This window comes from Bradyrhizobium sp. USDA 4532 (assembly GCF_024171315.1).
GTDB classification, from domain to species: Bacteria; Pseudomonadota; Alphaproteobacteria; order Rhizobiales; family Xanthobacteraceae; genus Bradyrhizobium; species Bradyrhizobium australafricanum.
Genome location: NZ_JALJZN010000001.1, coordinates 6,065,250 through 6,086,232 on the forward strand (window position 1 = coordinate 6,065,250; position 20,983 = coordinate 6,086,232).

Below are 20,983 nucleotides of genomic sequence, written 5' to 3' on the forward strand. Positions count from 1 at the left end.
TCGTGAAATCGAGGCGCACCGCGGTTACCGGACCTGAATGTCGATCGATGATGACGTAGCCCTGCTCGAGCGGGTCCCGACAATGCGTCTGTTGGGCGAAAGCTCCTTGCGCATGCTGGCGATCGGCTCCGAGCAACGTGATTTCAACGCAGGCGACGTGCTGTTCAAGGCCGGCGACGCCGCGGACGCCGGCTATGTCGTGCAGCGCGGCACCTTCCGCGTCGAGGAAGGCGGCGCCGAGATCATCGCCGGTCCCGGCGCGCTGATCGGCGAGCTCGCATTGATCGTCGCGATGAAGCGGCCATCGACCGCCACCGCGCTGGAGCGCGGCTCGGTGATCCGAGTCGCGCGTAGCTTGTTCCAGCGCGTGCTGGAAAGCGATCCCGCCGCGGCCCTTCGGCTACGCGACGAGCTCGCGCTGCGCACCAGCCAGCTCGCAAGCGATATCCTGATGGCGGGCGGGAAGCTGAGTACGTGATCTTTCCGCGCGTCATTCCGCAAGTTCATTGAACCGTCACCTGAGGTGCGAGCCTTGCGGCGCAATTGCGCCGCTGGGCGAGCCTCGAAGGGTCGACGGCCACCAGCCGGGCCGTGCACCCTTCGAGACGCGCGTTCCGCGCTCCTCAGGATGACGGGTCGAGGGTCGGCGGCGCACTTAAACCTCCATCACCGCCGTCACCGGCACGTGGTCCGACGGGCGCTCCCAGCTGCGGGCGTCGCGGGTGATCTTGAAATCGCTGACCTGATCCTTCAGCGCGCGCGAGACCCAGATGTGATCGAGCCGTCGGCCGCGATCGCCGACGGTCCAGTCCGCCGCGCGGTAGCTCCACCAGGTGTAGACCTTTTCCGACATCGGGATCCGCTCGCGCGCGATGTCGAACCATTCGCCATGCGCCTGCGCGGCGAGCAGCTTCTCGGTTTCGACCGGCGTGTGCGAGACCACCTTGAGCAGCTGCTTGTGCGACCACACGTCGTTCTCATGCGGCGCGACGTTGAGGTCGCCGACCAGGATGTGGCGGTCGTCGCCGCGCGGATGCAGCGGCTCGCAGGCCTTCATCTCGTCGAGGAATTGCAGCTTGTGCTCGAATTTCCGATTGAGCGCGGGATCAGGAATGTCGCCGCCGGCCGGCACGTAGAAATTATGCAGCACCAGCGGCTTTGACAGCTGCGCCTTCTCGCCGAACGACACCGAGATGTGCCGTGAATCGATCTTGTCGCAGAACGTCCTGATGTCGGTCGTCTCGAACGGCAGGCGCGAGACGATAGCGACGCCGTGATAGCCCTTCTGTCCGTTCAGCGCGACGTGTTCATAGCCGAGCCGCTTGAAGCGTTTCAGCGGAAACGCATCGTCGATGCATTTGGTCTCCTGCAGGCACAGCACATCCGGCCGCGCGCTCTTGATGAACTTGGCGACGGTGTCGATGCGCAGGCGCACCGAGTTGATATTCCAGGTGGTGACGGAGAACCGCATGAGAGGTGCGTCTTAGCACGGTTCTCGGTGCGGATTTCAATTGTCCACAGGGAGGCTCCCACCTCGCCCCGCTTGCGGGGAGAGGTCGGATCGCATGGAGCGAAGCGCAATGTGATCCGGGTGAAGGGACTCACCGCGTACTCGCGTCTTTCGGATTCGTGGAGGCAGCCCCTCACCCAACCCTCCAAGAGCGAGCTTCGCTCGTCTCGACCCCGCAAGAGCGGGGCGGGGGAGAAGGAAAGGCGATCAGCCCGGCGAGGTGCCGGGATAGGTCGTGAAGTCGATCTTGAACAGCGCCGGATCGGGCTTCTGCGTCGCGTCGAGATTGTAGACCGCAACTGTCGTGTCGTAGCCCTGCGGGTCGGTAACGGTCCACTGCTTGAGCTTGCCGTCCTTGGCGCCGATCATCAGCAGGAAGCGGCTGGTGCCGACCAGCGCCTGCTTTTCCTCGATCGTGATGCTGACGAACACGTCGTCGGCGGTGACGCTGATGACGTTGGTGTCCTTCATCAGGTCGATGCGGTCCGACAGCAGATAGCGCAGCGGGGTCTGCGACAGCGGATAGACGTCCTGGGTGGCGAGCCTGCGGTCGCGCACCGCGACCGAGGAGCCGTCCGCGATCACCTCGATCGGGCTCGGATCGTCATATTCGAAGCGCAGCTTGCCGGGCTTCTGGATGTAGAAATCGCCCTTGGTCTTGGTGCCGTCGGGGCCGACCTGGACGAAATTTCCGACCAGCGTTTGCAGCGACGAGAGATAGGCCGAGACCTTGGCAGCCTGCGCCTTCTGGTTGGCGTCGAAGGTCTGGAAGATGTTGGCGGGCACGTTGCGGCGCGGATCGGGAATCACCGGGTTCGGCGGTGCCTGGGTGGCGCCCGTCGTCGTCGGACCCTTGTCCGCATTGGTCTGCGCGCCAGCGTCCTTCTTTGGCGCAGCCTTGGATCCGGCGTTGGGCGCGGGCTTCGGGGGCGGCGCATTCTGCGCAGTCGCAGCGCCGGCGATCGCGGCGGTGACGAGAAGAGCGAGCGCAGTGCGCGTGCCGCGGTCAATGAGGTGTTTTGCCATCAGATATGTCAGGTCTCTGTTCGACGTCGTCCCGCTGCGCCGGATTTTATCCCGCCTCTTCCGAGGGAGATATGGTTTTTCCGTGATGATCGTCCCCGATCAGAACTGGCCTTCTTCCTCCCCGACCAGGATTTCGCGCTTTCCGGCGTGATTCGCCGGACCGACGATGCCCTCAAGTTCCATCCGCTCCATCAGCGAGGCCGCGCGGTTATAGCCGATCTGCAGCCGGCGCTGAATGTAGGAGGTCGACGCCTTGCGGTCGCGCTTGACGATCGCAACCGCCTGCGTGAACAGATCGCCGCCGCCGTCGCCGCCCATGCCGGTGGCATCGAACACGGCGCCGTCCTCGTCGGTCGGCTCTTCCGCGGTGACGGCTTCGAGATACTCCGGTGCGCCTTGCGTCTTGAGGTGACGCACGACCTTCTCGACTTCCTCGTCCGAGGCGAACGGTCCGTGCACGCGGCTGATGCGGCCGCCGCCCGCCATGTAGAGCATGTCGCCCTGGCCGAGCAGCTGCTCGGCGCCCATCTCGCCAAGGATGGTGCGGCTGTCGATCTTCGACGTCACCTGGAAGGCGATCCGGGTCGGGAAGTTCGCCTTGATCGTGCCGGTGATGACGTCGACCGACGGACGCTGCGTGGCAAGGATGACATGCAGGCCGGCGGCGCGAGCCATCTGTGCGAGGCGCTGCACCGCGCCTTCGATATCCTTGCCGGCGACCATCATCAGGTCGGCCATCTCGTCGACGATGATGACGATGTAGGGCAGCGGTTCGAGGTCGAGCTTCTCTTCCTCGTAGATCGCCTTGCCGCTCTCTTTGTCGAAGCCGGTGTGGACGGTGCGCGTCAGCTCTTCGCCCTTGGCCTTGGCTTCGACGAGGCGCGCATTGTAGCCGTCGATGTTGCGCACGCCGAGCTTGGCCATCCGCTTGTAGCGCTCTTCCATCTCGCGCACGGCCCATTTCAGCGCCACCACCGCCTTCTTCGGATCGGTGACGACGGGCGTCAACAGATGCGGGATGCCGTCATAGACGGAGAGTTCGAGCATCTTCGGATCCACCATGATCAGGCGGCATTGATCCGGCCGCAGCCGGTAGACCAGGCTCAGGATCATGGTGTTGATCGCGACCGATTTGCCGGAGCCGGTAGTGCCGGCGATCAGCATATGCGGCGTGCGCGCCAGATCGATGATGACGGGGTCGCCGCCGATCGTCTTGCCGAGGCACAGCGGCAGCTTCGCAACCGAATCGACGCTTTCCTTGGCGACCAGAAGCTCGCGCAGATAGACCTTCTCGCGATGCGCGTTGGGCAGCTCGATGCCGATCGCGTTACGGCCGGCGACGACCGCGACGCGGGCCGACAGCGCGCTCATCGAGCGCGCGATGTCGTCGGACAACCCGATCACGCGCGACGACTTGATGCCGGGCGCCGGTTCGAGCTCGTACAGCGTGACCACCGGGCCGGGATTGGCCTTGACGATCTCGCCGCGCACGCCGAAGTCCTGCAGCACGCCCTCGAGCGAGCGCGAATTGGCTTCGAGCTCGGCCTTGCTCAGCGGCTGTCGATCGCTGGCTTTCGGCGCGCTGAGCACGGAGACCGAGGGCAGCTCGAACTTGTCGGAATTCTTCTTCTTCGGCTCGGCCTTCTTGCGCGGGGCGCGGGCGGCGGGAGCTTCGTCCTCCTCGTCCTCCTCTTCCTCATCGTCGTCGAAAGCTTCAGCCTCGTCCTCATCATGGTCTTCATGCGCGGGCGCGATCGAGGGCGCCGGGCGGCCGCCGCCGATATTCGGCTCTTGGCGCTCGAACGCAGCGCTGCGGCTCTGGGCTCCGCTCGAGACCAGCGATTTGTAGGCGGTGGTCAGCAGCCAGCCGAGCCGCGCTTTGGCGCTCATCAGCGCATGGAACAGCCAGCCCAGCGAGACCGAGCTGCGGTCGTTGTCTTCTTCCTCGACGAACGGCTCGTCGTCGTCGGAGATCGGCGTCAGCTCGTCGTCCTGCTCCTTGGCACCCCAGCCGCAGGCGAACAGGAAGCTTGCCGCCATCGCGACGAACAGGATCAGGCCGAGCACGACGCGATAGATGAAGCCGGGCGGGCCGAACACGACGGCCGGCGCACGCAGCAGCGCGTCGCCGACCACGCCGCCGAGCCCGGTCGGCAGCGGCCATGCGGTGTTGTGCGGCCAGCAGCTGGCGAAGCCCGCCGCGATCACCGTGCACAGGATCCAGCAGCCGAGCCGCAGCGCCTCGCGGTCGAACGGGCGATGCGTCAGCATCCGCCAGCCCCACACCGCGACCGGCAGCAGCAGCATGATCGCGCCGAGACCGAGAATCTGCATCAGGAGGTCGGCGCCGATCGCGCCGGGATAGCCGAGCACGTTGCGGATCGCGCGCGAGGTGGCGTGGCTCAGCGACGGATCCTGCACCGACCAGGTCATCAGCGCCGCCGTGATGGCGCCGGACAGCGCGATCAGGCCGAGCCCGGTGAGTTCGCGCAGCCGTCGCGCCAGCGCCTCGCGGAGCGAGAGCGGCAGATGGCCGACCAGGGGGATGACACGTTCGATCGCTGGCATACTCAATCTTCGCGCTTCGCGATTAACCCAGGGTTTCGACCAGGCGATGCATCGCCTCGGCCGTCGATTCACTGTCGGAGACGAGCGCAAGGCGGATATAGCCCGCGCCCGGATTGGAACCGTCGTTCTGCTGGCGCGCCAGATAGCTGCCGGGAATCACGCGCACGCCGGCGTCGCGATAGAGCCTGACCGCCGCAGCCTCGTCGCCGCCGCGCTCGGAGACGTCGAGCCAGACGCAGAACCCGCCGGCGGGACGCTTGTAGCCGTAGCGGTTGCCGAGGATCTGGTCGGCGAAATCGAACTTGATGCGATAGAGCCGGCGGTTCTCCTCGACATGCGCCTCGTCGCTATAGGCGGCGACCGCGACATGCTGCAGCGGCACCGGCACCTGCGGTGCGGCGACATTGCGCAGCTCGTGGAATGCGGCCAGAAACTTCCTGTCGCCCGCGGCAAAGCCGACGCGCATGCCCGGCAGGTTCGAGCGCTTCGACAGCGACTGGAACGCCACGACATTGCTGAAGTCGGGACCGGCGCATTCGAGAACGCTGCCCGGCGCCTCGCGGGTGTAGATTTCCGAGTAGCACTCGTCGCTCAGGATGATGAAGCCATAGCGATCGGCGAGCTCTTTCAGCCGTGTGAAGTAGGCGCGCGAGGCGACCGAGCCCTGCGGATTGGCGGGCGAGGCGATGAAGAACGCGACGGTGCGCGCCAGCGTCGCCTCGTCGATCGAATCGAGGTCGGGCAGGAAACCGTTAGCGAGCGTGGTCGGCAGGTAGATCTGCTCGCAGCCGGCCGCGCGGGCGCCGGCGCCATAGGCCGGATAGAACGGGTTCGGCATCAGGATCGCCGGCCGGCCCTTGCGCGGCGCGACGTAGCGCGAGGCTGATATCGCGGCAAAGAACAGCCCCTCGCGGCTGCCGTTCAGCACCATCACCTCGCTCTCGGGATCGACCGGCCGCGGCAATTGGAACCGGCTTCCCAGCCAGGTCGCGACGGCGCGGCGGAATGGTTCGATGCCCTTGGCGATCGGGTAGCGGCCGAACTCGGCGGTATGCTTTGCCAGCACCGGTCCGACGAAATCGGGCACCGGGTGCTGCGGCTCGCCTAATGACAGCGTAATCAAGGGCTTGGCAGGCTGATACGGCGCCAGCAGCTCGGTCGTGCGCAGGAAAGGGGAACGCTCGGCCTGGCCGGCGGATGCGACATCGCCGGCGCCCTGCGCCAAGCCGGATGAGGCGGTCATTGCCATGATTGAAATGCCAGCACTTTCACTGCGGTCGGAGGGTAGGGGCGCCGACCGTAAACCGATCAAGTCACCATAGATAGGGCGAGGTTAAGACGCGATTAACCATCGGCGGTGCGGCACGATCGGCCGACGCGTGATATCCGCGCTGATCCCAAGGCACCGCATCGAAATTGCTCCGAGACATGATCCACCGCCGCGCCGTCCGGGCGCTCCTCATCACCGGCGAGCGCGAAGTCCTGCTGATGCGGATTCGCTCGCCGCACGGCGGCGACTGCTTCTGGATCGCGCCGGGCGGCGGCGTCGAGGGCGACGAGACGGCTGAAGCGACGTTGCAGCGGGAACTGGCCGAGGAGTTGGGGCTGATCATTTCGAGCCCGGGCCCGCAATATGGCGGCGGCACCACACCTTCAACTGGGGCGGCAGGCGGATTTCCCAGAAAGAGGAATACCGGATCGTTCATGCGGATCGCTTCACGCCGGTGATGGCCGACGAGGCCGAGGCGCGCGTGCTCGATTGCTTCCGCTGGTGGTCGATCGCCGACCTACCCGGTGCGAGCGAGCGCCTGACGCCGCTGTCGCTTGCCGACATCTTGGAGCGCTATTTGTGCAACGGCGCGCCAAGCGAGCTGCCGGATGAGGAAGTTTTGATCGACTGACGCGGCTCCATGGCGTGACCCACAACTTGTCATGCCCGGGCTTGACCCGGGCATCCATCGACTAAGCCAGAGTCTTGCGAAGCGGGATGGATGGCCGGGGCAAGCCCGGCCATGACGATTCCAATTTTCCGGTCCATCCGGGCTACGCGCGCGATGGGTGACGGCTACCGCGCCGGCAGCTTCTCGAACGACGGCTTGCCATCGGGCACATGGTGGAAGGTCTGCTTGTCGCAGGTGTAGATCGTCATCTGCGGGGTGAACACCGAGGGGTCGTCGAAGGTGCCGACCTTCAGGATGGTGGCGGGCAGGCCCGGCACCTTGGTCACGAGATGCGTGCCGCATTCCGGGCAGAACTCGCGGGTCACGGCGCGGTCGAGATCCTTGCGGGTGAACTGCTTGGGCTCGCTGGCGGTGTATTTGAAGCCGGTGGTCGGCATCGCCATGAACATGTTCGGTCCGCCGCCCGTGATGTACTGGCATTCGCGGCACAGGCACTGCGCCGCCATCATCGGCTCGCCCTCGGCCTCATAGCGCACGTTGCCGCAGTAGCATCTGCCTTGCACCTTCATGACGTCCTCCCGCTTTCGTTGTTTGTAGCCTGTCATTCCACAATGGCAGGCAATTCCGACAATATTTTCTCAAGCAGCGGAAAAAAGAAAGGGGCCCCAGCTTGCGCTGGAGCCCCTCAACGGTCCGGACATTGCCGGGTATGTGCCCGAACCGTAGTTCTGGACCCGGCCCCGGAGGGAGCCAGAGTCCCGGGAGAACTCACATGTTGTAGGCGCGCTCCGTGTGCTCGGTGATGTCGAGGCCTTCACGTTCGGTCTCGACGTTGGCGCGCAGGCCGACGATCACGTCGACGATCTTGTAGAGGATCGCCGAACCGATGCCCGACCACACCAGCGTGGTGCAGACGCCCCAGACCTGCGAGATCATCTGCGCCGCGAAGTCATAATCGGCGACCTTCGGCGGGATCGCGGTGTAGTCGATGATGCCTGCACCGCCGAGCGCCGGGTTGACCAGGATGCCGGTGCCGAGCGCGCCGACGATGCCGCCGACGCAGTGGACGCCGAACACGTCGAGCGAGTCGTCATAGCCGAGCGCGTTCTTCACGACCGTGCAGAAGAACAGGCAGACCACGCCGACCACGAGGCCGAGCACGATGGCGCCCATCGGGCCGGCATAGCCGGCCGCCGGGGTCACCGCGACGAGGCCCGCGACCGCGCCCGAGAGCGCGCCGAGCAGCGAGGGATGGCCCTTGATGATCCATTCCGCGAACATCCAGGCCAGCGCCGCCGCGGCAGTGGCCACGAAGGAGTTGGTCATGGCGAGCGCAGCGCCGCCATTGGCTTCGAGGTTGGAGCCGGCGTTGAAACCGAACCAGCCGACCCAGAGCAGCGAGGCGCCGATCATGGTCATGGTCAGCGAGTGCGGAGCCATCAGCTCCTTGCCGTAGCCGGTCCGCTTGCCGATCAGCAGCGCGCCGACCAGGCCGGCGATACCCGCGTTGATGTGCACGACGGTGCCGCCCGCGAAGTCGATCGCGCCCTTCTTGAAGATCCAGCCGGCATCGGCGTTGATCTCGTCGAGCTTGGCCTGCGCCGCGGTCTTCGCCGCGCCGTCAGCCGCGGCGGCGAGCGCCTTGGCGGCATCCTGGATCGCGTCCGGGCCCGGCCAGTACCAGACCATGTGCGCGATCGGGAAATAGATCAGCGTCACCCAGAGCGGGATGAACAGCGCGATCGCCGCGAACTTCATGCGTTCGGCGAAGGCGCCGACGATGAGGGCCGGCGTGATCGCCGCGAACGTCATCTGGAAGCACATATAGATGAGTTCCGAGATGTTGGCGTCGACCGAGAAGGTCGCCGCCTTCGAGTCCGGCGTGACGCCCATCAGGAAGGCCTTGGAGAAGCCCCCGATGAAGTCGGAGCCGCCGGTGAAAGCGAGGCTGTAGCCGTAGAGGGCCCAGAGCACGGTGACGAGGCAGACCGTGTAGAACACCTGCGCCAGCACCGAGAGCATGTTCTTGGAGCGGACCAGGCCGCCATAGAACAGCGCGAGGCCCGGGATGGTCATCAAAAGCACCAGCACCGTCGAGGTCAGCATCCAGGCGTTGTCGCCCTTGTTGACGGTCGGCTCGGCGTAGGCGGCGGTCGCGGCGAACAGGCCGACTGCAAGGGCCGCCAGTCCCGCGCCATAGGGACGCTTGAACGTCATGTTATTTCACTCCTGAGGTCTTAAGGTTTGAGCGCGAAATCAGAGGGCCGCGGCATCGGCCTCGCCGGTGCGGATGCGCACGGCGTGTTCGAGGCTGATGACGAAGATCTTGCCGTCGCCGATCTGGCCGGTCTTGGCGGCGGAGGTGATGGCGTCGATGGTCTTGTCGACCTGATCGGAGTTGACCGCGACCTCGATCTTGATCTTCGGCAGGAAGCTCACGGCATATTCGGCGCCGCGATAGATTTCCGTGTGACCCTTCTGACGGCCGTACCCCTTGACTTCCGTCACCGTGAGACCGTGAACGCCAATGGCGGTCAGGGCGTCACGGACCTCTTCCAGCTTGAATGGCTTAATGATCGCCATAACAATTTTCATGAGTCCTATCCCCGCTTGGGCCCGGTGCGAATGAACACCGGGAGTTTCGACTGAGGTTCACCACGCGGAGGACATCCACTACGCGGGCACAGCCTGGAGCCTTAGAATCAAATGCCGTGCCAAACGGCCGGAGCTCGCTAATGGATTATGAATCCGGACCTTTTCCCGCTTTACGGGTGGGAGGTGCCCCTGCGCTATTCCGCCGCGCCTAAAATATGGTCAGACCTGTCTAGAACGCAGGCACGGCTAACTCCGGACACAATTCTGCTCAGCCGCGGGGCAGCAGGCGGTATCCGGCGAGGGCTTCCGGGCTCGCCCCGCGGTCCGCGAACACCCTTTCGATCATTTCGCCATTGGCGTCTGTCGGACGATTGCGCGATGGGAATTTGATGTTGGGCTTCATCGGCTTGTTTGGGTTCCCACCCGAAACGGGACCGGCGCGAAGACAGTTGCGGGCATCCTCGCCGCGTCGTTCTGCGCGAAGCGGACAAGGGCTCGCATCAGGTACGCCCGCCCGGACAGCAATGCTGGACTTTTGCCGGCGCTCGTTACCGATCGTTAGCTGTCTGTAACATTGTCGTTCCGGCGTTAACGCCGCGGTTGCCGTCGTTGCGCTATTGCCGCCGCATAAGAACTTCAATGACAGGTGGGGCAACCAATGATTGATCGTATCCGCGCGCTGCTCGAGCAGCAGCCGATGATTTCGCTGGATTTCAACACAATCACCGACGACACGAATCTCTATGACGCGGGGCTGACATCCTTCGCCACGGTGCAGGTGATGCTGGCGCTCGAGGAAGAGTTCAACATCGAATTTCCCGAGGCGATGCTCACGCGTCGGACCTTCTCGTCGCTCGCCAACGTCGCGGACGCCGTTTCACGGCTGACACAGCGGGCGGCGTAAGACCATGAGCGTGGTGAGAAAGATAGAGCCCGTGCCGGCCTCTGCCGCCACGCCGGCCGAGCGCATGCGTCGGGTCGCCAAGGTCGCGGCGCAGCAGGTCGATGCGGTAGACCGTGAGGGCCGCTTCCCGGCCGATACCATCGAAGCATTGAAGCGCGAGCGCCTGCTCGGCGTCGCGATTCCCGTCGAGCATGGCGGGGAGGAATTGGGCACGATGGAGATCGCGGAGCTGATCGTTCAGCTCGCCCAGGCCTGCGGCTCGAGCGCCATGATCTACGCCATGCACCAGATCAAGACGTCGAGCTTCGTCAGCCATGGCGGCGCCAGCGACTGGCATCTGGCCTATATGCGCCGCATTGCGGCGGAGCAGTTGCTGATGGCCTCGGCGACCACGGAAGCCGGCATCGGCGGCAATCTGCGCAATTCGATCTGTGCGGTCGAAGTGGCAGACGGCCGCTTCTCGCTGACAAAGGAAGCAACCGTTATTTCCTACGGCCGCCACGCCGACGCGATTCTTGCCACGGCGCGGCGCGCTCCCGACGCGGCAAGCTCCGATCAGGTGATGGTTGTCATTCCCGCGGACCTGAACCGCACGCTGGAGCGCACCTCCGTATGGGATACGCTCGGAATGCGCGGCACCTGTTCGGACGGTTTTCATCTCGTCGCGCACGGTGACGCGGCGCAGATTTTCCCCAAGCCGTTCTCGGAGATCGCGGCACAGTCGATGCTGGCGAGCTCGCATATCTTCTGGGCGGCGACCTGGTTCGGTATCGCCACCGATGCCTTCAATCGCGCGCAAGCATTCGTCAAGGCTGCGGCGCGCAAGCAGGCGGATGGAAGTCTGCCGCCGGGCGCGCTTCGGCTCGCCGAGGCGGCCGCCCTGCTTCAGGAGATGAAGGGTCATCTCACGGCCGCCATTGACCGCTTCGATGCGGCCAAGGGCAATGACGACGCGCTCTCCTCGATTGGCTTTACCGCCGAGATCAACGCGCTGAAGGTCGCCGCGAGCGAGAAGGCCGGGGCGATCGTGCGGCTCGCCATGCTGATCAACGGCATCGTCGGCTACAAGAACGGCACGCCGTTCAGCGTCGGCAGGCATCTGCGCGATGTGAGCTCAGCGCCGCTGATGATTTCGAACGACCGTATTCTTTCCAACACCGCGACGCTCCTGCTGATGAGCCGCTTTGACACCAGCCTGAGAGGTTGAGATGGACGCCAAGACGTTCGATGCCAAGAGCCTGCTCGACACCCTGTTCGACAAGAGCATCCTGTTCAAGACCGGAGTAGACGGGCTTTATGGCCGCTCCGGCGTTTTCGAAGACGTGATCGAGCGCTTTGAGCGGCTCGTGACCAGCATCGGAGCGCCAGACAAGGCAACCCGCATCCACTTCCCGCCGGGCATGAGCCGCGCCACGCTTGAAGGCAGTGGCTATATGAAAAGCTTCCCCCAGCTTGCAGGCTGCGTGCATTCCTTCATGGGCGGCGAGCGCGAGCATGCGCAGCTTCTCGGCATGATGGCTGCGGGAGAGGACTGGACCGAACTGCAGCAAGCGACCAACGTCGTGCTGACGCCAGCCGCCTGCTATCCGCTCTATCCGACCGTTGCCGCGCGCGGTCCGGTGCCCGATGACGGTGTGCTGTTCGAGCTTTCCTCTTACTGCTTCCGTCATGAGCCTTCCCAGGATCCCGCGCGCATGCAGCTGTTCCGCATGCGCGAATTCGTCCGCATCGGTACGGCCGAGCAGGTGTGCGCCTTCCGGGAAAGCTGGCTGGAGCGCGGCAAGGCGATGATCGAATCCCTCGACCTGCCCTGCGAGGTTGATCTCGCCAACGATCCGTTCTTCGGTCGCGGCGGCAAGATGATGGCCAACAACCAGCGCGACGAGGGACTCAAGTTCGAGCTGCTGATCCCGGTGACCAGCATCGAGAAACCGACGGCCTGCTTGTCCTTCAACTATCATCGCGACCATTTTGGCCAGACCTGGGGCCTCAAATTCGCGGATGGCAGCCTGTGCCACTCGGCCTGCGTCGGCTTCGGGCTGGAGCGCGTGGCGCTCGCGCTGTTCCGCCATCACGGCCCTGACGTCGAGGCATGGCCGGCTTCCGTGCGTGACACGCTTTGGGGCAACTGAAATGCAGAGTGCCATCGCCGGGCTCGATCCGGCCGACTACAAGCCGCACCGGCTACACGATCCGGAGCGGCGATGGCCGCAGACCAACTGCTATGTCGATCTTCTGATCGAAGTCATGCATGCGAACGGGAATGACCCGGTCGCTGCGCTCGGCTTCACCGTGGCGCAGGATTTCGAAGGCGACCAGTTCACGTTCTTCAAATTCCCGACGGCCGACCTGCAGCGATTGGCCGGCCTGGATATCCAGGAACTGTCCGTGTTCGATCGTCTGGAGGCGCACGTTCTCAATCAGATCGAGCGCGGGCGGCTGCCGCTGGTCGAGGTCGATGCCTTCTACCTGCCCGATACGAAGGGCATCACCTATCGCAGTGGCCATTCCAAGACGACGATCGGCGTCAACGTGCTCGATCCCGGGCGCCGCCACATGGCCTACTTCCACAACGACGGCTACTTCGCCCTGGACGGCGAGGACTATGACGGCATTTTCGAGCAGCGCAACGGCGCGCCGGCCGGCGGCCTGCCGCTGTTTCCCTATGCCGAGTTCGTCAAGTTCGACACCACGCGCCCCTCGCGCGATCCGGTCAGTGCGGCCACGGAAATCCTCGCGCAGCATCTCCGGCGCAGGCCGAAGCGCAATCCGCTCGATGCCTATGCGGCCGTGTTCGGCGGCCATGCCGAGGCACTGGCTGCCCGGTCACCGGAGTATTTTCACATCTACGCCTTCAACACATTGCGGCAGGTGGGCGCCAATTTCGAACTCCTCTCCAGTCATCTGGAATGGCTGGGACGGCGCGGCGAGACCGGTCTGGCCGAGGCGATCGAAGCCGCCGCGGCAATCGCCGAGGGCGCCAAGGTCATGCAATTCAAGCTCGCCCGCGCCATGGCCCGGCATCGGTTCGATGGGCTCGCGGACGCCATCGGGCCGATGGCCAAGGCCTGGCAAACGGTGATGGACGCTCTGGACAGTCGCATGGCGGATCTCGCCAGCAAGGCAGCGTAGGACCGGCCTGCCGGCCATGGGAATGCATGTGTATGGACGCTTTGGTGTCGACGACCGACACGGCCGAGCCTCTGGACAGCGGCTGGTGCATGGTCGTCTCGCCGGCCGGCGCGTGGGCGTCTCCGGCGGCGATCGACGGCAGCGCCGAATGGCTGGAGGCGGCGTGCCCCGGCACGGCCGCTGCTGCGCTGGAACGGCTTGGCCGCTGGGACCGCAACCATCCCACTCCGCTGCACGACCAGGACGTCTGGTATCGTCGCCGGCTCGATGTCGCCGGCCCGGCCCGTCTCGTATTTGACGGCTTGGCGACGGTTGCAGAGGTCTGGCTCGACGATCGCCTCGTGCTGTCCTCGACCTCGATGTTCGAGCGCCATGATGTGGCCCTGACGCTTGCCGGCGGCGAGCAACTGGCCATCGCATTCCGCAGCCTCGACCGCCATCTGGAAACCCTGACCGGTCCGCGTGGGCGCTGGCGGCCGCGCATGATCGACGATCAGCGGCTGAGGCTCGTACGGACCACGCTGATCGGCCATATGCCGGGTTGGTGCCCTGGCTTCGACATCGTCGGACCATGGCGACCGATCAAGCTGATCCGCGATACCAACCGGCAAGGCGTGCGCGATGTGCAAATGCAGGCCGACCTTGCCGGCACAACAGGGCATCTTTCCATCGCGATTACGCTGGACGAGCCGTTTGATGACGCGCCGGCCACGGTCGCCTGCGCGGGCGCTGTCGCCGCATTGACCTCGGAGACAGCGACGCGGCTGACGGCGAAACTGGATATTGCGAACGTTGCGCCATGGTGGCCGAGCAGCCATGGCGATCCGGCGTTGCACGAGGTTGTCGTCACGCTCGGCTCGATGCGAGTAACGCTCGGCCGCGTCGGCTTCCGGCATATCGAGATCGATCGCGGCACCGACGGACGCGGCTTTCGGCTGGTCGTCAACGGCGTATCCGTCTTTTGTCGTGGCGCGGTGTGGACGCCGTCCGACCTGGTGCGGCTGCCGTCTTCACGCGAAGAGATCGCGCGCGACCTCGATCTTGCACGACGGGCGGGCGTCAACATGCTCAGGGTCGGCGGCACGTTCGTCTATGAGAGCGACGCATTTCACGAGCTTTGCGACGAGATGGGCATCCTGGTCTGGCAGGATCTGATGCTCGCCAATTTCGACTATCCGGCGAAGGACGAGGCCTGGTGCGCGTCGCTCTCGCGCGAGGTCGGGAATTTGCTCGGGCGGCTCAGGCATTCGCCATCACTCGCCGTTCTGTGCGGCGGCAGCGAGGTGGCGCAGCAGGCGGCGATGATGGGCATGCCGATGTCGATGGATCCGACGCCCTGGTTCGACAAGGTGGTGCGCCCCATCGCTGAAGCGAAGCGTCCCGACCTGGTGCTTGTGACGTCATCGCCATCCGGCGGCAACCTGCCTTTCACGGCTGATGGCGGGCCGATGCATTATTACGGGGTCGGCGCCTATTGCCGGCCGCTGGATGACGCGCGCCGGGCCGAAGTGCGCTTCGCGAGCGAATGTCTTGCCTTTGCCAATGTGCCTGACCAGGCAACGCTGGATGCGCATCTGCCGGTGCCGCCGGTGCACGATCCGCGCTGGAAGGCGGGTGTGCCGCGCGACGTCGGCGCGTCGTGGGACTTCGAGGATGTGCGCGAGCACTATCTGGAAACGCTTTTTTCCGTCGACGCGCGCCGGCTGCGCATCGAAAATACCAGACGCTATCTCGAGCTCTCCCGTGCGGTGACGACCGAGATAGTGGAGCGCACCATCGACGAATGGCGCAGACCCTGTTCGCCGACGGCTGGAGCGCTGCTGTTCTTCTGGAAGGACTTGCGGCCGGGCGCGGGTTGGGGCGTGGTCGATTCGACCGGCCGGCCTAAGCCCGTCTGGCACGGGCTGAGGCGGGCATTTGCCCCGCTACGGCTGATCCTGAGCGACGAGGGCGTCAACGGGCTGACCGTCCATGCCGTCAACGATACCGCGCAGACCGTTCGGGCGACATTATCGCTGACCTGTCTGCGGGACGGCGTCACGCCGGTGGTGTCGGCGCGCCAACCGATCAGCGTGCCGGCGCACGGCGGCCTGTCGCTTTCGGCCTTCTCGGTACTCGGCGCCTTTTTCGATATTTCCTACGCCTATCGCTTCGGGCCGCCCGGCCATGAAGTCACCGTTGCAAGGCTGGAAGGCGACGACGGGAAGGTCTTTGCCGAGGCCTTCCATGTGCTGCCGGGTGTCATGACCGCGCAGCGCGACGTCGGCCTGACTGTGAGTTTGGTGCGTCGGAAGGACGCGTGGCGGCTGCGGCTGGCCTGCAAACGCGCGGCCTACCACGTCTCCGTCCAGGACGATCGGTTCGTTCCAACGGAGAACAATTTCCACCTGATGCCGGGCATCGAGCGGGAGGTCGGCCTTGACGGTCCGTCCCTGGCGACACCTGGCGGCGCGGTGACAGCGCTCAATGCCGATCGCGACGCGAGCTACGAGGTGCCGAGAGCGGAAGAATTGGAAGTCGTGCGGACAAGGGAGTCCGCCGGGAGCATGACATGAAACCAGTTGTCTTTGCCGATACCATCGGCTGGCTGAACGTAGCGAAGGGGCGGCGGGGCGTTGTCATAGCCGGCGCGCATGGTCATGAGGATCTGTGCAGTCGCCGATTCCTGAAGCTGTTGTCCGACAGGGCGGCCGCGGGGGGCCTGCCTGTCCTGCTGTTTGACTATCCCGGTTGTGGCGACGCTGCCGGCGACCATTCGGCGCCGGGCCGGGTGATGGCCTGGACCGCAAGCATCGGCGCGGCGATCGACCGGTTGAAGCGGGATTGCGGCGTGGAGGATGTCATCCTCGCCGGCTTCCGTCTCGGCGCGCTGCTGGCCCCGCTCGCTGCGGCGGGGCGGGACGACGTGGCAGGCCTTGCGCTGCTTGCGCCACCGAGTTCCGGAAAAACCTATGTGCGCGAAATCACCGCGATGTCGCGCGTGATCGATGGGTCGCTCGCCAAGAGCGCGGCAAGCGACGCGACGTTCGCCGAGGGCCGCGAGGTCGTCGGCTTCCGGCTTTCGCATGAGACGCTCGCCGATCTGTCGAGGCTGGATTGGCGGCGGGCCGTCGCGGCCCTTCCGCCCGTGCCGATGCTTTTGATCGCGAACGGAAAGCCGTTGGCAGGCTCTGAAATCCGCGACGGTCGAACTTCTTTCGAAGGCGCGACAATCGCGGAGTTCAAGGACTATCACCTGCTCATGTGCGACCCGACCGCGAACCGGATCCCGGCCGACGTTGTCGATTGCTGGGCGGATTGGTTGTCCGACCGGGCCGTCGCCGGCGTAGCTCAGGGCGTCGAGTCCCTGACCGGCCACGAGCTATTGGAGGGATCGCACTACACGGAAGAAGCGGTTGTGATCAGGCAGGCGCCATTGATCTGTGGCGTGCTGACCCGGCCACGTGACGGCCATGCTGCGGCCGATCCGGTCATCTTCCTCAACTCCGGCGGCGTGCCGCATGTCGGTTGGGCGCGCGGCACGGTCGAGGCGGCGCGCGAGCTTGCCGCCGCCGGCGTGGCGTCGCTACGCATTGACCTGCCGGGCCTCGGCTTGAGCGACGATGCCGGGAGCAATCGTCTGTTCCTCTATGATTCCCGCACCCGCTTCGACGTCAGCGCGGCGATTGACTGGATGCAGCGGGCGGGCTTTGCCAAAGTCGAGCTTGTGGGCACATGCTCGGGCGCCTTCCAGGCCTTTCACACTGCGCGCGCGGACCGCCGCGTCCGCGCCCTCACCATGATCAACCCGCTCTGCTTTGCCTGGAACAGTTCCTACGCGCTGGAGCTTACGGCCTGGAAAGCATACGAAACCTCCAAGGCGAATCGCGGAAGCCAGCAGCAGATCGGTCCGGCGGACGGGCCTGCGATGACGACCAGGTCCGCCTGGAAGCTGTCAGTGTCAGATAGCGCCAGGCGGCTGGTGCGGCGCGGATTGGAAGCCGTCAAGTCGACGCTGTCGGCAATTCATCCGTCCGCCTTGCTTGGTCGTAACCGCGTCGAGCGCTGGATGCGCGAGCTTTGTAGCCGCGGCGTGCGCGTCCTCATGGTCACCTCGGACGGCGATCTCAGCCTGCAGGAGATCGCACGGCATTTCGGTCAGGACGGCAAACGGCTCACAAGTATCCCTGGCGTCACGCGGTTGACGCTGCCGAACGCCGACCATTCGCTGACGCCTCGTCATGCGCGGCGCGCTGTCGTCGCGCGCCTGATCGACCACCGCGGCGGCGGCAGGCGCGGAGGATCGAGCCGTCCCGATGCCGTGCGGGTCACGGCGCAGCATGCCGAGGTGAAGCCTAAATCGATGGCGCTGTCATGAAACGGCTTGGCCGCTCGAGCTACGAAGATCAGCGCGGCACCGGATCATGGTTTTTCGGCGGCGTCGCGTTCGGCGAAGACCTTGTCGATCAGTCCCCATTCGAGCGCCTGCTGCGCGGACATGAAGTGATCGCGATCCAGGGTCCGTTCCACGTCGGCTTCGGTGCGCCCGCAGTGCTGCGCATAGAGCCGGATGATGCGCCGCTTGGTCTCCTGCATCTCGGTGGCATGGATCAGGATGTCGGACGCCTGGCCCTGGAAGCCACCGAGCGGCTGATGCACGTGGAGGCTCGCATTCGGCAGCGCGGCGCGGTGACCGGGCTCGCCGGCCATCAAAAGGAACGACCCCATCGAGCGCGCCGTGCCCATGCACAGCGTGTGCACCGGCGCCTTGATGAACTGCATGGTGTCGTACATCGCAAGCCCGCTGGTGATCACGCCGCCATAGGAGTTGATGTAGAGGTTGATCGGCTTGTTGGGGTTGTCGGCTTCGAGGAACAGCAGCTGCGCGCAGACCAGGCCGGACATCGCATCATTGACCTCGCCGTTCAGGAAGATGATGCGCTCGCGCAGGAGCCTGGAATAGATGTCGAAGGAACGTTCGCCGCGGCTCGACTGTTCGACGACCATAGGGACGAGTTGCATCATGTCGCGCATCGGCGACCTCCGTTGCTGCAGGTGATGAAGTCTCAACGGGTGTTGAAGTGATCAGGCCGCGCGCATCAGGCAGCGGTTGTTGCTGTTGGCCGGTTGCGGCTGCTTTCCCCTGATGTCGCAGGCTTGCTGGATGATGCGAAAGCGGGTGCCGCCGGCCTCGTTCGGCTCGATCCGGAAGGTGACATGGCTTTCGCGAAACGGCGGCTCGGACTCGCGCAGCCGGAAGCGCACCTCTTCGCCAGCGATCGATGACAGGGGTTCAGCGTCCGCGAGATCGCAATCCGGGAGCCAGCGTTCGCGCAGAGCCGGAATGGTCACCGCACGCCACACTTTTTCAGGCGGTGCATCGAGCTCGTATTCGAGCACCAGGTCGGCGTCGGCATGATCAGGCTCTACTGTGTCGCTCATTGATCCATGTCCTTCAGCAGATCGGACAGAGCTTCGATGCGCTTCGGCCAATAGGCGCGGTAGCGGGCGAGCCAGGTCCCGATGCTGGCGATGCCGTCCGGGTCGACCTCATAGTTCACGAAGCGGCCCTGTCGCTGCTCGCGCACCAGCCCTGCCGCGCGCAGCACCGCCAGATGCTGCGACATCGCCGGCTGGCTGATCTCAAGTCCGTCGCGCAAGGCGCTGGCGTTCAGGCTGCCGCCGGCCAGCTTCTCAAAGACCTTGCGGCGGGTCGGATCGGCCAGAGCCTTGAAGATGTCGGTGTCGACCATGACGACACATAAGCATACACTTATGTGTCGTGCAAGCCCGAACCTTGCTCGCGCCGTACTTCGTGACGTCGCGGCGCTCGGGTCCTTTGCATGGGGTTGTTTTACAAATTCGCCCTCGCGGTGGCCGGCGTCGTTGTCCTGGCCCCGTGAGTCCGGCTGCCACCGCCGCCTCGGCTACTTACTGCAGCGCCTCGCCATGCTGGGAGATGTCGAGACCTTCGAGCTCCTGCTGCATCGAGACGCGCAGCGGGACGAAGGCGCTGACCAGCTTGAGCAGCACGAAGGTAACCCCGCCGCACCAGACAAAGGTGACCGCGACGCCGTAGAGCTGGATCAGCAGCTGCTTCGGATTGCCCTCGAGCAGGCCGGACGTGCCGCCGATTGCCGAGGCCGCGAACACGCCGGCAAGCAGCGTGCCGGTCAGGCCGCCGATGCCGTGCACGCCGAACACGTCGAGCGAGTCGTCATACTTGAAGCGATGCTTCAGCCAGGTGCAGGCCCAGAAGCAGACCAGGCCGGCAATGATGCCGATGACGACGCCGTGCCACGGCGCGACGAAGCCGGATGCCGGGGTGATGGTGCCGAGTCCCGCGACCGCACCCGAGATCATGCCGAGCACCGACGGCTTGCGGCGCGTCGCCCATTCGATCGCGCCCCAGGTCAGCGCGCCGGCGCAGGCCGCAAGATGGGTGGCGGTGATCGCCATCACCGCGCGCGAATTGGCCGCGAGCGCCGAACCGCCGTTGAAGCCGAACCAGCCGACCCAGAGCAGGCCGGTGCCGACCACCGCGAGCGACAGATCGAACGGTGAAAGATTGTCATGGCCATAGCCGTGGCGGTTGCCCATCACCTTGGCCGCGACCAGGCCGCTGATGCCGGCGGAGAGATGCACCACAAGACCGCCGGCGAAATCCAGCACGCCCACTGATGCGAGGAAGCCGCCGCCCCACACCCAATGCGCCAGCGGCACATAGGCGAAGATGAACCAGCCGATCGAGAACAGCACATAGGCGGAGAACCGCATGCGGTCGGCGACCGAGCCTGCGACCAGCGCCACCGTGATGATCGCGAACGTCATCTGGTACAGCATGAACAGCGCTTCGGGGATGGTCTTCGCCGCCGGATTGATGCTGTCCATGGTGATGCCGGCCAGGAACCAGCGATCGAGCGAGCCGAGCCAAGGACCGTCGCCGACGAAGCTCAGCGAATAGCCGAAGGTGACCCAGAGGATCGAGACGAGCGCAACGGCGGTGAGGCTCTGCGCCATCGTCGCCAGCACGTTCTTCTTGCGCACCATGCCGGAGTAGAACAGCGCCAGTCCGGGGATCGTCATCATCAGCACCAGCGCGGTGGCGACGATCATCCAGGCGGTGTCGGCGGCGTTGACGCCGGCGCTGGATGCCGAGTCTTGCGCGAAGGCCGGCGTGGCTTGCGCGAACAGGATTGCAGCAGTGATCGGCGCAGCTGATATCGCTGCACGAAGAGCTCGTGCCCCCATCATCATTCCCCGGCGGTCGTCGTTTCTTGGTGAGCGGTTGTGGCGTGCGCCGGCGTCGTTGCCGGCGATGATCTCGATCGTTTTGTTTGGGCATGATCTCCGCGCAAACGCTTTCCG

General features: G+C 65.1%; 20 protein-coding genes. 9 read left to right on the forward strand and 11 right to left on the reverse strand.

Annotated features, from left to right (window positions below):
* Positions 1–37 precede the first annotated feature (37 nt).
* Positions 38–478 (forward strand): cyclic nucleotide-binding domain-containing protein, encoded by a 441-nt coding sequence (locus J2R76_RS27945; protein ID WP_076833662.1) that lies wholly within the window; start codon positions 38–40, stop codon positions 476–478.
* Between the two features lie 177 nt (positions 479–655).
* On the opposite strand, the gene J2R76_RS27950 is transcribed toward J2R76_RS27945, so the two are convergent.
* From J2R76_RS27950 to J2R76_RS27965, 4 genes are all read right to left on the reverse strand, one after another.
* Positions 656–1,471: an exodeoxyribonuclease III gene (locus J2R76_RS27950; protein ID WP_076833660.1), complete on the reverse strand. Its 816-nt coding sequence runs from the start codon at positions 1,469–1,471 to the stop codon at positions 656–658.
* 246 nt (positions 1,472–1,717) lie between these two features.
* Complete coding sequence (locus tag J2R76_RS27955; protein WP_028335823.1) at positions 1,718–2,536, reverse strand: outer membrane lipoprotein carrier protein LolA; 819 nt, start codon at positions 2,534–2,536, stop codon at positions 1,718–1,720.
* A 99-nt stretch (positions 2,537–2,635) separates the two neighbouring features.
* Entirely contained in the window at positions 2,636–5,110 is a 2,475-nt protein-coding gene (locus J2R76_RS27960) for a DNA translocase FtsK (RefSeq protein WP_076833658.1), read from the reverse strand.
* Between the two features lie 16 nt (positions 5,111–5,126).
* Positions 5,127–6,353, reverse strand: a complete 1,227-nt coding sequence (locus tag J2R76_RS27965; RefSeq protein ID WP_253625224.1) for an aminotransferase class I/II-fold pyridoxal phosphate-dependent enzyme — start codon at positions 6,351–6,353, stop codon at positions 5,127–5,129.
* Positions 6,354–6,532: 179 nt separating this feature from the next.
* On the opposite strand from J2R76_RS27965, the gene J2R76_RS27970 reads away from it, so the two are divergent.
* Positions 6,533–6,832: an NUDIX domain-containing protein gene (locus tag J2R76_RS27970; RefSeq protein ID WP_253625225.1), complete on the forward strand. Its 300-nt coding sequence runs from the start codon at positions 6,533–6,535 to the stop codon at positions 6,830–6,832.
* A complete protein-coding gene (locus tag J2R76_RS27975) occupies positions 6,832–7,005 on the forward strand; it encodes a hypothetical protein (protein ID WP_253625226.1) in 174 nt (57 codons plus the stop codon). Before J2R76_RS27970 ends, J2R76_RS27975 begins: the two co-directional genes overlap by 1 nt.
* Before the next feature lie 164 nt (positions 7,006–7,169).
* Here J2R76_RS27975 and J2R76_RS27980 read toward each other — a convergent pair whose 3' ends face one another.
* From J2R76_RS27980 to J2R76_RS27990, 3 genes are all read right to left on the reverse strand, one after another.
* Complete coding sequence (locus tag J2R76_RS27980) at positions 7,170–7,574, reverse strand: GFA family protein (RefSeq protein ID WP_028342016.1); 405 nt, start codon at positions 7,572–7,574, stop codon at positions 7,170–7,172.
* Positions 7,575–7,773: 199 nt separating this feature from the next.
* A complete protein-coding gene (locus tag J2R76_RS27985; protein ID WP_057020316.1) occupies positions 7,774–9,222 on the reverse strand; it encodes an ammonium transporter in 1,449 nt (482 codons plus the stop codon).
* 39 nt (positions 9,223–9,261) lie between these two features.
* Positions 9,262–9,600, reverse strand: a complete 339-nt coding sequence (locus J2R76_RS27990; RefSeq protein WP_024583097.1) for a P-II family nitrogen regulator — start codon at positions 9,598–9,600, stop codon at positions 9,262–9,264.
* Positions 9,601–10,258: 658 nt separating this feature from the next.
* Here J2R76_RS27990 and J2R76_RS27995 point away from each other — a divergent pair.
* The 6 genes from J2R76_RS27995 (at position 10,259) to J2R76_RS28020 (ending at position 17,993) form a co-directional block, all read left to right on the forward strand.
* Positions 10,259–10,504 (forward strand): acyl carrier protein, encoded by a 246-nt coding sequence (locus tag J2R76_RS27995; protein ID WP_057020315.1) that lies wholly within the window; start codon positions 10,259–10,261, stop codon positions 10,502–10,504.
* Between the two features lie 4 nt (positions 10,505–10,508).
* Positions 10,509–11,711, forward strand: a complete 1,203-nt coding sequence (locus J2R76_RS28000; RefSeq protein ID WP_253605675.1) for an acyl-CoA dehydrogenase family protein — start codon at positions 10,509–10,511, stop codon at positions 11,709–11,711.
* A 1-nt stretch (position 11,712) separates the two neighbouring features.
* Entirely contained in the window at positions 11,713–12,636 is a 924-nt protein-coding gene (locus J2R76_RS28005; protein WP_168856128.1) for an amino acid--[acyl-carrier-protein] ligase, read from the forward strand.
* A 1-nt stretch (position 12,637) separates the two neighbouring features.
* On the forward strand, positions 12,638–13,636 hold the full coding sequence (locus tag J2R76_RS28010; protein WP_253625227.1) for a DUF1839 family protein: 999 nt from the start codon (positions 12,638–12,640) through the stop codon (positions 13,634–13,636).
* 89 nt (positions 13,637–13,725) lie between these two features.
* On the forward strand, positions 13,726–16,191 hold the full coding sequence (locus tag J2R76_RS28015) for a glycoside hydrolase family 2 protein (RefSeq protein ID WP_375166582.1): 2,466 nt from the start codon (positions 13,726–13,728) through the stop codon (positions 16,189–16,191).
* Entirely contained in the window at positions 16,188–17,993 is a 1,806-nt protein-coding gene (locus tag J2R76_RS28020) for an alpha/beta fold hydrolase (protein ID WP_253625229.1), read from the forward strand. The genes J2R76_RS28015 and J2R76_RS28020 overlap by 4 nt, the downstream gene beginning before the upstream one ends.
* A 44-nt stretch (positions 17,994–18,037) precedes the next feature.
* On the opposite strand, the gene J2R76_RS28025 is transcribed toward J2R76_RS28020, so the two are convergent.
* The 4 genes from J2R76_RS28025 to J2R76_RS28040 all read right to left on the reverse strand — a co-directional run bounded on the left by J2R76_RS28025 (position 18,038) and on the right by J2R76_RS28040 (position 20,866).
* Positions 18,038–18,649, reverse strand: a complete 612-nt coding sequence (locus J2R76_RS28025; protein WP_253625230.1) for an ATP-dependent Clp protease proteolytic subunit — start codon at positions 18,647–18,649, stop codon at positions 18,038–18,040.
* A gap of 51 nt (positions 18,650–18,700) precedes the next feature.
* Positions 18,701–19,057, reverse strand: coding sequence for an SRPBCC domain-containing protein (locus J2R76_RS28030; protein WP_253625231.1), 357 nt, complete (start codon positions 19,055–19,057; stop codon positions 18,701–18,703).
* A complete protein-coding gene (locus tag J2R76_RS28035) occupies positions 19,054–19,368 on the reverse strand; it encodes a helix-turn-helix transcriptional regulator (protein ID WP_016841428.1) in 315 nt (104 codons plus the stop codon). The genes J2R76_RS28030 and J2R76_RS28035 overlap by 4 nt, the downstream gene beginning before the upstream one ends.
* Positions 19,369–19,546: 178 nt before the next feature.
* The gene (locus J2R76_RS28040) at positions 19,547–20,866 is read right to left on the reverse strand and encodes an ammonium transporter (protein WP_253626097.1); all 1,320 of its coding nucleotides are present in this window, start codon (positions 20,864–20,866) and stop codon (positions 19,547–19,549) included.
* Between the last annotated feature and the right edge of the window lie 117 nt (positions 20,867–20,983).